Source organism: Tardiphaga sp. 42S5, assembly GCF_034044155.1.
Classification (GTDB): domain Bacteria; phylum Pseudomonadota; class Alphaproteobacteria; order Rhizobiales; family Xanthobacteraceae; genus Tardiphaga; species Tardiphaga robiniae.
Genome location: NZ_CP139027.1, coordinates 5,053,082 through 5,067,832, shown reverse-complemented (window position 1 = coordinate 5,067,832; position 14,751 = coordinate 5,053,082). Strand labels below are relative to the sequence as shown.

Sequence of the window (14,751 nt, the reverse complement as noted above, 5' to 3'; positions counted from 1 at the left end):
TCAGCGCCGAAACTGGCCGTCCTGCAGGAAGGCGATGGTCTGCATGATTGCTTCCCGATTCCGGATCATCATCGCATGTGACGCGTGGATGACGAGGTGGTCGGTCATGCCTTCAAGTTTCGTGCGCGCGACGGTGACACGACCATCATTCGGGCCACGCAACATCAAGCGCGAAGCGATCGGATCGAGCGTACGATCGCCGGCGATGATGCCGACCGGATAGTCAACTGGGGGAAGCATCGCCTCAGTTACGTCATCCCGCATCGTAACGAGTTGCTGCCCCGCCGGGCCGAAATACTGGCGATAGGGCAGCCAGTTCTTGAACAGATCGGCGATCTCGCTGCCGCCGTTCGGCGTGCCCAGCATGACCACGCTGCCCAGACGTGATGGACGGTGGCGCGCCAGATAGACACGCGCCAGCAGGCCCCCCATCGAATGGCAGACGAAATGCGTGCAGCCTTCGTTGGCTTCGGCAAACGGCGCGATGGCGGGATGGATGTCATCGGCCAGCGCAGACAGCGTCTTGCGCCGGCTGGGATAACCGATGTTCCGCGTGGCGAATCCTGCGGCTTCGACCGCCTGCTGCATCTTGATGAAAGATCGGAACGACCGGCTGATGCCGTGCAGGAAAATGACGCCCTCAGACGGACGACCAGAGGGCGTCGGATTCATTCGTGATCCTACTTGTAGCCGCGCTCGTCCCACCACGGGAAATAGCTCGGCATATCCGTGCTGACCTTGTTCTTGAACTCGGCCGGGCGCTTTTCGAGAAACGCCACGACGCCTTCCTTGACGTCTTCGGATCGGCCACGCGCATAGATGCCGCGGCTGTCGATCTTGTGCGCTTCCATGGGATCGTCGGCGCCCATCATGCGCCACATCATCTGGCGGATCAGCGCCACAGACACCGGCGCGGTCTTGTCGATGAAGGTCTTCGCCAGCGCGCGCGCGGTCGGCAGCAACTCATCGGGCGGCACGACCTTGCTGACGAGTCGGCCGGCGAGGGCCTCCTGTGCCGGGAACACGCGACCGGAGTAGCACCATTCCAGCGCTTGCGAGATGCCGACGAGGCGCGGCAGGAACCAGCTCGACGCGGCTTCCGGCACGATACCGCGCTGGGAGAACACGAAGCCGAAGCGTGCGGCTTCCGAGGCGATGCGGATGTCCATCGCGAGCTGCATGGTGGCGCCAATGCCAACGGCCGGGCCGTTCACCGCGGCGATGACTGGCTTGAGGCATTTGAAGATTCGCAGGGTCACCTGACCGCCGCCATCGCGCACCATTGGATCGCTGTAGTCGACATCGCCGCTGGCGAGGCGCTTCACCGGGCCGCGCCGCGCGTCGCGATCGAAGGTGTCGGCGCCCGAAGAGAGATCCGCACCCGCGCAGAAACCACGTCCGGCACCGGTCACGATGATCGCGCGCACATTGTCGTCCGCATCGGCCTTGTCGAAGGCGTCGATCAGCTCGGCCTGCATGGTGGCGTTGTAGGCATTGAGCTTTTCAGGGCGGTTCAGCGTGATGGTGAGGATCTGGTCTTCGACGCTGTAGAGGATGGTCTCATAGGCCATGATGGTTTCTTCCCTGTTTTTTGTTTGTTGGACGGTTGCTCGCCGCCGATTTTAGGATGGGTTGCGCGATAGCGAAACCCATCTTGTCATGCGCGCAGTCGTGATGGGTTGTCGGACAGCAGCTTGCACGGCTGCTCTCAACCCATCCTGCGGAATTATGCCGACAGCGTTGGCTGCCGCTTCTTACGCCGGCAGCCGGGTTTCGACGATGCGGGCGAACATGCTGGCGCCGATGGGCAGGATTTTATCGTCGAGATAGTAGCCGGGATTGTGCACCGGCACCGAGCCTTCCTGGCCGACCCAGAAATAGGCGCCGGGCACGGCATGCAACATGTCGGCGAAATCTTCGGAGCCCATTTTCGGCTTCGCGCGGGTGATCACATTGGCGTCGCCAACGATCGTGCGGGCGACGTCCTCGACGGCCTTGGAATGTTCTTCCTGATTGACCAGCACGCTGAAGCCGTCGCGGATATCGACCTTGATCTCGCAGTCGAATGCCGTCGCCATGCCGGCGGCCAAGGCGTGCATCCGCTCGCGGATCTGCATCCGGACCTTCTCGGAGAAACAGCGCACGGTGCCGCAGAGCTTCGCATCATCCGGGATGACGTTATAGGCCGAGCCCGAATGGATCTGGGTGATCGACAGCACCGCGGATTCGAACGGGTTGACGTTGCGGCTGACGATCGACTGCATCGCCTGACCGAGCGACATCGCGATCACGACAGGGTCCTTGGAGCGCTCCGGCATCGCGCCGTGCGCGCCATAGCCCTTGATGGTGATGTCGAAGAAGTCGGCGGCGGCCATTGCGGGACCGGGGAAGATGCCGACTTCGCCGTGATTCATGTCCGGCGCATTGTGCAGGCCGTAGATTTCATCGCAGGGAAACTGCTTGAACAGTCCGTCCTTGATCATCGCGCGCGCACCGCCGAGGCCTTCTTCGGCGGGCTGGAAGATAAAATGCACGGTGCCGTCGAAATTGCGGGTCTCGGCGAGATAGCGCGCGGTGCCGAGCAGCATGGTGGTGTGGCCATCATGACCGCAGCCGTGAAAGCGGCCCGGAATGGTCGATCGCCAGGCGAGGTTGGTGTTCTCCTCCATCGGCAGCGCGTCCATGTCGGCGCGCAGGCCGATACGCTTGCCGCCCGAACCCTTGCCCTTCAACACGCCGACGACGCCGGTGCCCCCTAAGCCGCGATGCACTTCGACGCCCCAGGAAGTCAGCTTATCGGCAACGATGCCGGAGGTGCGGACTTCCTCGAAGCCGATTTCCGGATGCGCGTGCAAGTCGCGGCGGATGGCGGTGAGTTCGTCGGCGAAAGCGTCGATACGTTCGAGTGTGGGCATGGGTCTATCCGTTCACGGCACGAGGGCAGGTGATGAGGTCTGGGGCGTAAATGGTTCGCCGTTCGGCTTCAGCCGAATGCCCGGACGCAGATGCTTCCAGGGCAGCACCGACGTATCCGCGGGCATCGCACCGGGCGCGGCGCAGATCAGCAGCTTGCCGGCGATGGGCTCGAAGTCGGCGCGGAAATGCACCGAGCTCTTGTTGACGAGAATGTTCTGCTCAGTCGGCTCGATACCGACATAGCGATACATCGACTGGTCGGCGAGCTGGGCCTTGTGCGAGGAGATGACGACGCGGACGTCGTCGATACGCAGACAGGCCGAGAGGCCCATATCCATGTCGCGGCCGCCATAATAGGGGCCGTTAGCGACGAACTTGCCGTCCGACAGTTTCTCGACCACGAACGTGTTCTCGTAAGGCGCGTCGCCGGGAATGCCCGACTTGCCGCCGATCGAGAGTTTGACCGTAGCGCCTTCGCCGGCCTGATGGGCAGCCTTCGCTGCAGCGGGATCGTAGATCACGCCGGTGGCCGCCTTGATCGCCTTGTTCTTCACCAGCGCGCGCAGCATGCCGGTGGTGTCGCTGTCGCCGCCGGCACCGGGATTGTCCTGGGTGTCGGCGATGACGACCGGCTTGGTGAGGGTCTTCGCCAATTCCATGGCATGCAACACGCCTTCGTCCGGCCTGTAGATCTTGCCGTCGAAATCATCCTCGTGGCCCATCACCAGCTTGACGATGGTGTCCGCTGCGGCGTCGGCATCGGCCCGCGTCACGCCATAGGCGAACACGCTCGGGCAGCAATGCGGGAAATCGGCGGCAGGAAAGCCGGGGCAGAACGACAGCGTCGGCACCTGGTCGTGTTCGAGCGCGGCCAGCTTCAGATAGATGCCCTTGGTCGGCTCGTCATTGGTGCATTGCCAGCTGATCGGAATCAGGAACGGCAATTGCCGGAACGCCTTGGCGAAGCGGTTGCCGGCGAGCAGCAAGTCCATGTGGCGTGCGCAGGCGCGGCCGGTGTCGGCCATGTCCACATGCGGGTAGGTGCGATAGGCGATCAGCGCGTCGGTATATTCGACCGTTTCCGGCGAGACGTTGCCATGCAGGTCGAGGCTGACCACGAACGGAATGTCCGGCCCGATCACCTCGCGCACGCGCCGCGCGATTTCGCCTTCGCCGTCGTCGAGATGTTCGGTGACCATGGCGCCGTGCAGATCGAGATAGACCGCGTCCAGCGGCAGCGCTGCCCTGATGCCGTCGATCATCTCGCCGACGATGCGCTCAAACGCGTCCCTAGTGACATGCGCCGAAGGGCTCGCGCCGCAGGCGATGGTCGGGATCAACTCCCAGCTGCGTGTCTCGGCTTCCTCGATAAAGCCGGCGAGGCCGACATTGATGCCACGCATCACCTTGAGGACGTCGGCGCCATGCGTCATCGACGGCCAGCCGCCGCCATGTACAAAGGCCTCATAGGTCGCCTTGGTCGGCGCAAACGTGTTCGTCTCGTGCAGAAAGCCGCCGACAGCGATACGGGTCATTCAGAATCCAGGGTCAGTTTCGGTATGGGCTCAGGCCGCCGGCACGGTGGTACTGCCATCGACCGCGCGGAAGTTGGCGAAATCCCATCCTCGTCCGGGCGCCGCGTCAAGCAGCTGGCGCGTATAGGGCTGTTGCGGATTTGCGAGGACTTCCGCTGCCGGGCCCTGTTCCACCACCCGGCCATGCTGCATCACGGCAACATCATCGCAAATCTGGGCGGCGACGCGCAGATCGTGGGTGATGAACAGGATGGCGATGCCGAGCCGGGTCTGGATGTCATCGAGCAGCCGCAGCACCTGGGCCTGCACTGAGACGTCGAGGGCCGAGACGGCCTCGTCGGCCACCAGCACTTCCGGATCGAGGGCAAGCGCGCGCGCAATGGCGATACGCTGGCGCTGGCCGCCGGAGAACTGGTGCGGATAGCGCGACACTGCGTCTGCCGGAAGACCGACCAGTTCGAGCAGTTCACGCGCCCTGGCCATTGCCACCGAATGTTTGGTGCCGAAATTGATCGGACCTTCGCAAATGGACTCGCCGATGGTGATGCGCGGATTGAGTGAACGATAGGGGTCCTGGAAGACGATCTGGATCTTCTTGCGATGCGGCTGCAACGTGTGGCGTGACAGGTCGGAAATTTCGCGACCCGCAAGACGGATGCCGCCGGAGGTCGGGTCGATCAGCCGGACGATACAGCGTGCCACCGTGGATTTGCCTGAGCCGCTTTCGCCGACGATGCCGAGCGTACGGCCCTTGCGCAGCGTCAGCGTGACGTCCTTGGCTGCGTGGACCTCGCGTGGTTTCCCGAACATGGAACGCTCGCGATAGACCTTGCCGAGCTCATTCGCTTCGAGCACGACTGGATTGAAGCCCACTTCCTCGCGGGCCGCGCGGGGAATGAGGCTCGGCACCGACGACAGCAGATTGCGGGTATATTCCTGCGTGGGCGCGCTCAGGATATCCTTGAGTGCTCCGGTTTCCACCAGCCGTCCATGACGCATCACCGCAACGCGGTCGGCAATGTCGGCCACCACGCCCATGTCGTGGGTGATGAACAGCACGGCGGTGCCGTGATCCTTCTGCAGGTCGCGCATCAGCTTGAGAATCTGCGCCTGCGTGGTGACGTCGAGCGCGGTGGTCGGCTCGTCGGCGATCAGCAGCTTCGGCTCCAGCACCAGCGCCATGGCGATCATGATGCGCTGTCGCTGGCCGCCGGAGAGGCGGTGCGGGTACGAGGCGAAGATGCGTTTCACATCCGGAAGCCGCACCTGCTCCATCATGTCGAGGATCTTGGCGCGACGCGCGGAGGCACCGAGATTGGTGTGGGTGCGCAGCACCTCGTCGATCTGCCGTCCGACCGGGACGACAGGATTGAGCGCCGTCATCGGCTCCTGGAAGATCATCGCCATCGTCGTGGCGCGGAGCTGACGCAGCCGGCGATCGCTGGCCTGCAGCACGTCTTCGCCGACCAGCTTGATGCTGCCGCCGATGGCTTTGAGTGAATCTCGCGGCAGCAGGCCCATGGTGGAGAGCGAGGTCACCGACTTGCCGGAGCCGCTTTCGCCGACCACGCAGAGCGTTTCGCCCTGGCGCACCTGGAGAGAAATGCCGTCGATGATCTTCTTGCCGGCGCCGCTCTTGCCGACGCCGACGACGAGGTTTTCGATTTCCAGTGCGATGGGGCGGGTATTCACGGTGGGGTTCACGAGTTCGCTCACTTGCCGGCCTCACGCTGTTTCATGCGGGGATCGAGCGCATCGCGGGCAGCGTCGCCGATCAGGTTGACGGAGAGGATGGCAATCGAGAGCAGTAGTCCCGGCCAGAAGATCAGCGATGGCTTGACCTGGAAGAAGGCGCGGCCCTCGGCCATGATATTCCCCCAGGTCGGGGTTTCCGGGCTGATGCCGGCGCCGAGGAACGACAGGATCGCTTCGGTGAGAATGGCGGATGCGGCGATGAAGGTGCCCTGGACGATCAGCGGCGCCACCGTGTTGGGCATCAGATGCTTCCACATGATCTTCGGCATGCTGGAGCCGAGCGAGATCGCCGCCTCCACATAGGGCTCCTCACGCGCCGACAGCACCACGGAACGCACCAGTCGCGCGACACGGGGGATTTCCGGAATAGTGATCGCAATCAGCACCGTCGTCAGGGTGGCGCCTGACAGCGACACGACGGCGATGGCCAGCAGCACGCCGGGCATCGCCATCAGGCCGTCCATGACACGCATCATCACAGCATCGGCCAATTTGAAAAAGCCCGAGAACAGGCCGATGAACAGGCCGATGACGATACTGGTGACGGCGGCGCCGAGGCCGATCAGGAGCGAGATGCGACCGCCATAGAGGATGCGCGCCAGCACGTCGCGGCCGTAAGCGTCGGTGCCGAGCAGATATTCCGAACTGGCCGGCTTCAGCCGCAAGGCTGGTGCCAGCAATTGCGGATCGTGCGACGTCAGCCACGGTGCGAAGATCGCCGACAGGATCACCAGCGTCAGGCAAATCGTCGCCAAGGCGATAATCGGCGTCGCGGTGAGAAAGCCGAGCGACGGACCGCTGCGGGAGGGGAGGGCCGGGTTGGGAAGGGATTCGATCGCCATCAGATACAGATTCCTAGTAACGAATTCTGGGATCGAGCAGTGCGTAGGCAAGGTCGATAAGCAAATTGACCCCGACATAAACGCCCGAGGTCAAAAGGATCATGGCCTGGATCACGGGAAAATCCCGCGCCAGCACGGCGTCGACCGTCAAGCGACCGATGCCGGGCAGGTTGAACACGCTTTCGGTGACGACGACGCCGGAGATCAGCAGTGCGAAGCCGGTACCGATCACCGTGATGACCGGCACGGCGGCGTTACGCAGCGCGTGGCGGAACAGCACACCGCTCTCGTTGATGCCCTTGGCGCGCGCGGTGCGGACATAGTCTTCGCCGAGCACTCCGAGCATCGCCGCCCGGGTCATGCGCGCGATTAGCGCGACATAGACAAAGGACAGCGCGATGGTCGGCAGCGTGATGCGCTCAAAGAACGGCCCGAATCCACGCGAGATACTGCGGAAACCCTGCACCGGAAACCAGCGCAGTTCGATCGCGAACACCTGGACCAGCACGTAACCGATCACGAACACCGGCACGGAGAAGCCGATCACTGACAGCGCCATCACGAAACGGTCGATCCATGTGCCGTGTTTCCATGCGGCGATGACGCCGAGCGGGATTGCAACAAGGATCGAAACCAGCATCACGCTCAATGCAATGCTCAAAGAGGGCTCGATGCGCTGGTTGACCATCTGCAGCACAGGCACGTTGGAGATCAGCGAGGTGCCGAAGTCACCGTGCAGCAGCCGCCAGACCCAGCTGAAAAACTGCGTGTAGAGCGGTTCGTTGAGGCCGAGCTGCGTCCTGATGCGGTCGAGCTGCTCGGCCGTCGCGTTATCGCCGGCGATGATCGCGGCAGGATCGCCGGGCGTCAGCCGAAGCAGCAGGAAGACAAACAGGGCCACCACACCCATGACGGGTATGGCCGCAAGAATCCGGCGAATGAGGTATCCGAGCATGGCGCTTTCCTATTGGTGGTGTTGATCGAACGTAACTGGACCGCGTCGGTCAACCGGAAACGTCACGGGCTCGCTGCTCTTGGTCGTCATTGTCCGCGAGAAACACAGATTTTTCGAGAAACGCTGATTCACCGTCGCAACTTGCCTCAACCCGAAGTTCGCTAAACTTAAACGTAAAGGTAGCAAGTCCTGTGCCACCGCCGATTTGCGCCATGCGATGCATGTGCAAACCGGGCGACGTTGCATCAATCGAGGGTTGCCAGCAATCCCGCCATCAGGCGGCCACGATCAACAAGGCTCTGCGCGACGATATATTCGTTGAGCGTGTGCATATCGGCGCCATGAACGCCGAGCCCGTCGAGGGTCGGGATGCCCATCGCGCCGGTAAAATTACCATCCGAACCGCCACCCTTGCTGCCATGGGTCAGTTCGGGCAGGCCGAGGCGACCATTGATGGCCTTGGCTTTCTCGAACAGCGCCATGGTCGCCGCGTTCGGTTCCCACACCGGGCGGGTGACGCCGCGGGTGACGTTGAAGGTCACGTCATTCTCGGTACTTGAGAGAGCGAGCATGCGCTGGACGCCGGCATCGAGATCTTCCTGACGCTTGGCCATGCTCAGCGCTTCGCCGGTGCATGACGAGGCAACGCAGTTGACCCATTGTCCGCCATGCACGATGCCGACGCTGAACGTGCAGTCCGGTCCGGTCATCTCGTCGATCTGCACGATCTTCTTCGCCATTTCGCGAATCGCGGAGCGGCCGTTCGACAGCGTCGCGCCCGAATGGCTGGGCCGGCCGATGGTTTCGAGATTGAAGCGGGCGATCGCATAGCGGCCAGTGGTGACACCGTTGCCCGCACTACCGGGCTCCGGCACCAGCACGTATTTGTTCCGCGCGGCTTCAGCTTCGATGATGTCGCGGGTCGATGGCGTGCCGACTTCCTCGTCGGGCGTGAACAGTACGGTGATGGGTAGCGGCGTCGTATAGGAGATACGTGCGAGCTGGCGAATGGCTTCCAGCGATAGATAATTACCGCCCTTCATGTCGCAGATCGCCGGGCCGTAGCAGCGCTCGCCATCGCGGCGCCACTTCAGCTTTTCAATGGTGCCAACCGGATGAACCGTATCCATGTGGCCCGCGATCAGGATACCGGGTTCGCCGAATTTCGGATGTGGAAAACGGGCGCGGATGCAGCCGCCGAATCCCTGACGTCCCGCGATGCGCTCGATGGTCGCACCCATGATTGCCATGTCGCGTGCAGCGAGGTCGAGCATGCTGTTGACCGCATTCGCGTCCCATGTGGGGCTCTCGCATTCGACCCAGATGCGCAGGCCCTGCAACATGTTCTCGAGATCAAACGGGAGTTCGGCGGGGTTCATCAAGTCATTCCTCTTGGATGAGAATTTCGTCACGGATGATCAAGGCGCTCCGTGCCTGCGCACATTGCGAGAGTTTGTCGGCGAGAGTTCGCGCATGACTTAGCAGCAGCGCAATCGCCTTTGCAAATCGACAATGTGCATTGCAATGCATTCTACACCGTGTGGATGTATCGCGTGGAAAACGCGATTGACGCGCATCACGCTTGATGCCAAGTCCTTGAAGCCTAAATGATAAAGGCAATACGCGAAGGCGCCTAAAATTCTATCGCGTTGCATAATCGATCATCGATCGATGGTCAGATTCCAGTCAGGAGAGATTGAGTGTCCTACATGTCACGTTGGCAGCATTCTGCGGCCTTCACGAAATTTGCGCTGCCCGGTCTGGCGGTCGTCGTTGCGCTCGCGCTGCCGGTGCTGTCGTCGCCCGCGCATGCTGCAGGTAAGACCATCACTGCAGTGATGCATTCCGATCTGCGTGTGATCGATCCCGGTATCACCACCGGTTATATCGTCCGCGACCACGGCTACATGGTTTACGACACGCTGCTCGGCATGAACTCGAAATACGAGATCAAGCCGCAGATGGCCGACTGGAAGGTCTCCGACGACAAGCTTGTCTATACATTTACCCTGCGCGACGGCCTGCTGTGGCATGACGGCAAGCCGGTCACCGCCGAAGACTGCGCCGCGTCGCTGCAGCGCTGGGGCCGCAATGACGGCATGGGCCAGAAGCTCATGGATTTCACCAAGAGCATCGAGGCGCCCGACGCCAAGACCATCGTGCTGACGCTAAAGGAGCCCTACGGCCTCGTTCTGGATTCGATCGCCAAGCCATCGTCGCTGGTGCCGTTCATGATGCCAAAGCGTCTGGCTGAGACGCCCGCCGGCAAGGCGATCGCCGAGCAGGTCGGTTCGGGTCCGTTCAAATTCGTGCAGTCGGAATTCCAGCCCGGCGTGAAGGCCGTCTACGAGAAGTTCAAGGAGTACAAGCCGCGCTCCGAGCCGACCGACTGGCAGGCCGGCGGCAAGGTGGTGAAGGTCGATCGCGTCGAATGGATCACCATGCCCGATGCACAGACCGCGGTGAATGCGCTGCAGTCGGGTGACATCGACTTCATGGAAAATGGTCCCTACGACCTGCTGCCGGTCCTGGCGAAGGATCCGGAGCTTAAGATCGAAGTGCTCAACCCTCTGGGCTTCCAGACCTTCGGCCGCATGAACTTCCTTAACCCGCCCTTCGACAATCCGAAGATTCGCCGTGCCGCATTTTTGGCAATGAGCCAGAAGCCGGTGCTGGATGCGCTGGTCGGCGATCCCAAATATTACAAGGTCTGCGGCGCGGTGTTCGGTTGCGACACGCCGAATGCGACGGATGTCGGTTCGGAAAGCCTTGTGAAGGGCAATGGCGTCGAGGAAGCCAAGAAGCTGCTCGCCGAGGCCGGTTATGACGGCACGCCGGTGGTGATCATGGCGCCGACCGACGTGACCACGTTGAAGGCGCAGCCGATCGTTGCGGCGCAACTGCTCCGCAATGCCGGCTTCAAGGTCGAAGTGCAGGCCACCGATTGGCAGACGGTGCTCAGCCGTCGTCCGAGCCAGAAGCCCGTCAAGGAAGGCGGCTGGAACATGTTCTTCTCGAACTGGGTCGGTGCCGACATTCTCAATCCCATCAGCAATGTCGCGACCTCCGGCCGCGGCAAGAGCAATGGCGGCTGGTTCGGCTGGAGCGAAGATGCCGAGCTGGAAATGCTGCGCGACAAATATGCGCGTGCGACCACGCCGGAAGAGCAGAAGAAGCTCGCCGCCGAGATCCAGAAGGAGATCTATGACAAGGTCATCTACATCCCGCTCGGCGAATACAAGGTGCCGAGCATCTGGCGGACCTCGCTGACCGGCGTCACACAGGGCGCTGCCATTCCGATGTTCTGGAACATCGACAAGAAGGACTAACCGGCGCCGCTGTCGCGGTTCGTGTGAAGTAACAGAACGCCGGCCTGAGTGATCAGGCCGGCGTTCTTGTTTTTGCGAATGACCTCTCCACGAGCGATGCGTTCGATGGTCGCACCCATGATTGCCATGTCGCGTGCAGTGGGGTCGAGCATGCCGTTGACTGCGTGCGTGACTTGGCAGTAGCGGGCAATCTCCTTTGCAAATTGACGATGTGCATTGGAATGCATTCTGCAGCATGTGGATGTAGCGCGTGGAAAACGCGATTGACGCGCATCACGCTTGATGCAAGTCTTTGATGTCTAAAAGATAAAGGCAACGCGTGGTCGCGCCTAAATTTCTATCGCGTTGCACAAGCAATCATCGACCGATGGTCAGTTTCAAGTCAGGAGAGATCGAATGTCCTACATGTCACGTTGGCAGCGTTCTGCGGCCTTCACGAAATTGACGCTACCGGGCGTAGCCCTCGCAATTGCGCTGGCGCTGCCGGTGCTGTCGTCGCCCGCGCATGCTGCCGGCAAGACCATCACCGCAGTGATGCACTCGGATCTGCGCGTGCTCGATCCGGGCATCACCACCGCCTATATCGTGCGCGATCACGGTTACATGGTTTACGACACGTTGCTGGCGATGGACGCAAGCTTCAAAGTCCAGCCGCAGATGGCGGAGTACAAGGTCTCCGATGACAAGATGGTCTACACTTTCACGCTGCGCGACGGCCTGAAGTGGCATGACGGCAAACCTGTCACTGCGGAAGATTGCGTCGCTTCGCTGCAGCGCTGGGGCCGCAATGACGGCATGGGCCAGAAGCTCATGGACTTCACCAAGAGCATCGAAGCCCCTGACGCCAAGACCATCGTGCTGACGCTCAAGGAGCCCTACGGCCTGGTGCTGGATTCGATCGCCAAGCCATCGTCGCTGGTGCCGTTCATGATGCCGAAGCGTCTCGCCGAGACGCCCGCCGGCAAGGCCATTCCGGAGCAGATCGGTTCGGGTCCGTTCAAGTTCGTGCAGGCTGAATTCCAGCCGGGCGTGAAGGCGGTCTATGAGAAGAACAAGGACTACGTGCCGCGCTCCGAGCCTGCGAGCTGGGCGGCCGGTGGCAAGGTCGTCAAGGTTGACCGCGTCGAATGGATCACGATGCCCGATGCGCAGACCGCGGTGAACGCGCTGCAGTCCGGCGACATCGATTTCATGGAGAACGGTCCCTACGACCTGCTGCCGATTCTCGTCAAGGACAAGGACCTCAAGATCGAGGTTCTGAACACGCTTGGTTACCAGACGCTGGGCCGCATGAACTTCCTTTTGCCTCCCTTCGACAACGTCAAGGTTCGCCGCGCGGCCTTCCTCGCGATGAACCAGAAGCCGGTACTCGATGCTCTGATCGGCGCCCCCGAATACATGAAGGTCTGTGGTGCCATGTTCGGCTGCAACACACCGAACGCCTCTGATGTCGGTGCGGAAACGCTGGTCAAGGGGAACGGTATGGCGGAAGCCAAGAAGGCGTTGGCCGAATCCGGTTATGATGGCACCCCCGTTGTCATCATGGCGCCGACCGACGTATCGACGCTGAAGGCGCAGCCGATCGTGGCGGCGCAGTTGTTGCGCGATGCCGGCTTCAAGGTCGAAGTGCAGGCGACCGACTGGCAGACCGTGGTGACCCGCCGCGCCAGCCAGAAGCCAGTCAAGGAGGGTGGCTGGAACATGTTCTTCACCAATTGGGTCGCTGCTGACATTCTCAACCCGGTTTCCAACGTCTCGACGTCGGGCCGCGGCAAGAATGGCGGCTGGTTCGGATGGTTCGAGGATGCCAAGATCGAAGAACTGCGCGACAAGTATGCGCGCGCAGCGACGCCTGCGGAACAGAACGCTGCCGCTGTGGAAGTCCAGGCCCGTGCGCTCGAGCAGGTCGCGTATCTGCCGCTTGGCGAATACCGGATCCCCAGCATATGGCGGAAGTCGCTGACCGGCGTGCTGCCGGGCGCCGCCACCCCGGTGTTCTGGAACATCGACAAGAAGGAATAACCGGCGCCGCTGCGGCGGGCAGGTTTGAATAAGAGAGCGCCGGCCTGAGTGATCAGGCCGGCGTCTTTGTTTTTGCGAATGACCCCGCAATGACGGGGATGGGCCGGTACTACCGCTCGGGCGATGCCGCCGACACCACGAGCAGCACATCGGCCTTGGGCTTGCCGATGCTGCGCACCCAGTGCGGTGTCTCGCCGGAAAAGTACAGGCAGTCGCCTTTCTTCAGGACGATCTCTTCGTCCTCGATCTTGATCGCCATCTTGCCTGATATGACGAACAGGAATTCTTCGCCCGCATGCGATGCGCGCGGCGCGAATTTCAGCGGCGGCCGGATCAGGAACGGCTCCATCATCTTGCGTGTGCGTCCCGCAGCCAGCGCCAGCAGATCGACGCCGTCGTCCTGCATGGGCGTTTGCTGTTCGTCCTGCCGGAACAGCGTGTAGCGCGGGGCAGGCGTTGGGTTGGGGTCGAACAGATAGGTGACGTTGACATCGAGCGCGGCGGCGAGGCGCAGCAGCGCATTGACCGACGGCGTTTTCAGGCCGCGCTCGACGAGGGAAATGTAGCCGCGCGTCAGTTCGCTCTGGGTGGCGAGCTGATCCAGCGTCAGTCCCTTGGTGGTGCGTAGCTGGCGCAGGTTGAAGCCAACCGCATTCTTGCTGACGTCGAGCAACGTCGATCTCCTGATGAGGTGCTTGTCCTTTTAGAGGGCGCGCGGCGATGGTGGAAGGGCCGTCTCGCTGATCTCTTTGAAAGAGCTCCAGAGCGATGCCGGAGTGTTTCTACAGGAAAACATTGCTGCAGATATTTCCAGCACGAGCAAGGATAATTTAGGCAAAAGCGCCGGGAGATGCCGATTTTTAGCCTGCGTTATGTGCATCGGCTGCCTTTTGCCGATTTAGGCGTCAGATGCCGATTTTCGTGACGTTGATTTCTGTCAGTAAACATGTTGGATTTTGATGACGGGAATATGTCCTCAGAAAACGACACGAAGGCAGATATATGATCAAGCGTTTGAAGCCCGGTAAGCGGCTCAGCATGGCCACTGTTCATGGTGGTCTCGTTTATCTCGCAGGACAAGTGCCGGACGATCTGTCTGTCGGTGTCGAGGCACAGGCCGCCGAAGTGCTCGCCAAGATCGATGCACTGCTCGGCGAAGCCGGCACCGACAAGTCATCGATCCTGAGCGCCACGGTGTGGCTGCCGAACATCGCGGATTTCGCGGCTTTCAATACGGTCTGGGATGAGTGGGTGCCGGCAGGCGCATCGCCCGCGCGCGCCTGCGTCGAAGCACGGCTCGCCAATCCGTCGATCCGCGTCGAGATCGCAGCCATCGCTGCGATTCACTAGGAATCGCTGCCATTCCTTAGGCATCACCACCGCCTGCGCTGGGGCGA

The 14,751-nt window shown here is 61.7% G+C and carries 13 protein-coding genes; 3 read left to right on the top strand and 10 right to left on the bottom strand.

The window, feature by feature from the left end:
• The 8 genes from SFY93_RS23645 to SFY93_RS23610 form a co-directional block, all read right to left on the bottom strand.
• Positions 1-672, bottom strand: a complete 672-nt coding sequence (locus SFY93_RS23645; RefSeq protein WP_320444832.1) for an alpha/beta fold hydrolase — start codon at positions 670-672, stop codon at positions 1-3.
• An 8-nt stretch (positions 673-680) separates the two neighbouring features.
• The gene (locus SFY93_RS23640) at positions 681-1,571 is read right to left on the bottom strand and encodes a crotonase/enoyl-CoA hydratase family protein (protein ID WP_320444831.1); all 891 of its coding nucleotides are present in this window, start codon (positions 1,569-1,571) and stop codon (positions 681-683) included.
• Between the two features lie 183 nt (positions 1,572-1,754).
• Positions 1,755-2,915 (bottom strand): M20 aminoacylase family protein, encoded by a 1,161-nt coding sequence (locus SFY93_RS23635; RefSeq protein ID WP_320444830.1) that lies wholly within the window; start codon positions 2,913-2,915, stop codon positions 1,755-1,757.
• Between the two features lie 12 nt (positions 2,916-2,927).
• Positions 2,928-4,451, bottom strand: a complete 1,524-nt coding sequence (locus SFY93_RS23630) for a M81 family metallopeptidase (protein ID WP_320444829.1) — start codon at positions 4,449-4,451, stop codon at positions 2,928-2,930.
• Positions 4,452-4,481: 30 nt separating this feature from the next.
• The gene (locus SFY93_RS23625) at positions 4,482-6,167 is read right to left on the bottom strand and encodes an ABC transporter ATP-binding protein (protein ID WP_414716962.1); all 1,686 of its coding nucleotides are present in this window, start codon (positions 6,165-6,167) and stop codon (positions 4,482-4,484) included.
• Complete coding sequence (locus SFY93_RS23620) at positions 6,164-7,048, bottom strand: ABC transporter permease (RefSeq protein ID WP_093756404.1); 885 nt, start codon at positions 7,046-7,048, stop codon at positions 6,164-6,166. The genes SFY93_RS23625 and SFY93_RS23620 overlap by 4 nt, the downstream gene beginning before the upstream one ends.
• A gap of 13 nt (positions 7,049-7,061) precedes the next feature.
• Positions 7,062-8,003, bottom strand: a complete 942-nt coding sequence (locus SFY93_RS23615) for an ABC transporter permease (RefSeq protein WP_093756403.1) — start codon at positions 8,001-8,003, stop codon at positions 7,062-7,064.
• 245 nt (positions 8,004-8,248) lie between these two features.
• A complete protein-coding gene (locus tag SFY93_RS23610) occupies positions 8,249-9,382 on the bottom strand; it encodes a M20/M25/M40 family metallo-hydrolase (RefSeq protein WP_184518207.1) in 1,134 nt (377 codons plus the stop codon).
• A 330-nt stretch (positions 9,383-9,712) separates the two neighbouring features.
• Here SFY93_RS23610 and SFY93_RS23605 point away from each other — a divergent pair, with 330 nt between their 5' ends.
• Positions 9,713-11,332, top strand: coding sequence for an ABC transporter substrate-binding protein (locus SFY93_RS23605; protein WP_320447834.1), 1,620 nt, complete (start codon positions 9,713-9,715; stop codon positions 11,330-11,332).
• Here the strand turns inward: SFY93_RS23605 and SFY93_RS23600 are convergent.
• Entirely contained in the window at positions 11,329-11,559 is a 231-nt protein-coding gene (locus tag SFY93_RS23600) for a hypothetical protein (RefSeq protein ID WP_320444828.1), read from the bottom strand. The genes SFY93_RS23605 and SFY93_RS23600 overlap by 4 nt on opposite strands.
• A 169-nt stretch (positions 11,560-11,728) precedes the next feature.
• Here SFY93_RS23600 and SFY93_RS23595 point away from each other — a divergent pair, with 169 nt between their 5' ends.
• Complete coding sequence (locus SFY93_RS23595; RefSeq protein WP_320444827.1) at positions 11,729-13,354, top strand: ABC transporter substrate-binding protein; 1,626 nt, start codon at positions 11,729-11,731, stop codon at positions 13,352-13,354.
• Between the two features lie 109 nt (positions 13,355-13,463).
• Here SFY93_RS23595 and SFY93_RS23590 read toward each other — a convergent pair whose 3' ends face one another.
• Positions 13,464-14,027: a helix-turn-helix domain-containing protein gene (locus SFY93_RS23590; RefSeq protein ID WP_068736144.1), complete on the bottom strand. Its 564-nt coding sequence runs from the start codon at positions 14,025-14,027 to the stop codon at positions 13,464-13,466.
• Between the two features lie 329 nt (positions 14,028-14,356).
• Here SFY93_RS23590 and SFY93_RS23585 point away from each other — a divergent pair, with 329 nt between their 5' ends.
• Positions 14,357-14,704 (top strand): RidA family protein, encoded by a 348-nt coding sequence (locus SFY93_RS23585; RefSeq protein ID WP_320444826.1) that lies wholly within the window; start codon positions 14,357-14,359, stop codon positions 14,702-14,704.
• The last annotated feature ends 47 nt before the right edge of the window (positions 14,705-14,751 follow it).

Coding starts and splice junctions, on each gene's coding strand:
- SFY93_RS23620 (WP_093756404.1), bottom strand. CDS start 7,048: ATGGCGATCGAATCCCTTCCCAACCCGGCCCTCCCCTCCCGCAGCGGT.
- SFY93_RS23605 (WP_320447834.1), top strand. CDS start 9,713: ATGTCACGTTGGCAGCATTCTGCGGCCTTCACGAAATTTGCGCTGCCC.
- SFY93_RS23610 (WP_184518207.1), bottom strand. CDS start 9,382: ATGAACCCCGCCGAACTCCCGTTTGATCTCGAGAACATGTTGCAGGGC.
- SFY93_RS23585 (WP_320444826.1), top strand. CDS start 14,357: ATGATCAAGCGTTTGAAGCCCGGTAAGCGGCTCAGCATGGCCACTGTT.
- SFY93_RS23645 (WP_320444832.1), bottom strand. CDS start 672: ATGAATCCGACGCCCTCTGGTCGTCCGTCTGAGGGCGTCATTTTCCTG.
- SFY93_RS23630 (WP_320444829.1), bottom strand. CDS start 4,451: ATGACCCGTATCGCTGTCGGCGGCTTTCTGCACGAGACGAACACGTTT.
- SFY93_RS23615 (WP_093756403.1), bottom strand. CDS start 8,003: ATGCTCGGATACCTCATTCGCCGGATTCTTGCGGCCATACCCGTCATG.
- SFY93_RS23600 (WP_320444828.1), bottom strand. CDS start 11,559: ATGCATTCCAATGCACATCGTCAATTTGCAAAGGAGATTGCCCGCTAC.
- SFY93_RS23595 (WP_320444827.1), top strand. CDS start 11,729: ATGTCCTACATGTCACGTTGGCAGCGTTCTGCGGCCTTCACGAAATTG.
- SFY93_RS23640 (WP_320444831.1), bottom strand. CDS start 1,571: ATGGCCTATGAGACCATCCTCTACAGCGTCGAAGACCAGATCCTCACC.
- SFY93_RS23635 (WP_320444830.1), bottom strand. CDS start 2,915: ATGCCCACACTCGAACGTATCGACGCTTTCGCCGACGAACTCACCGCC.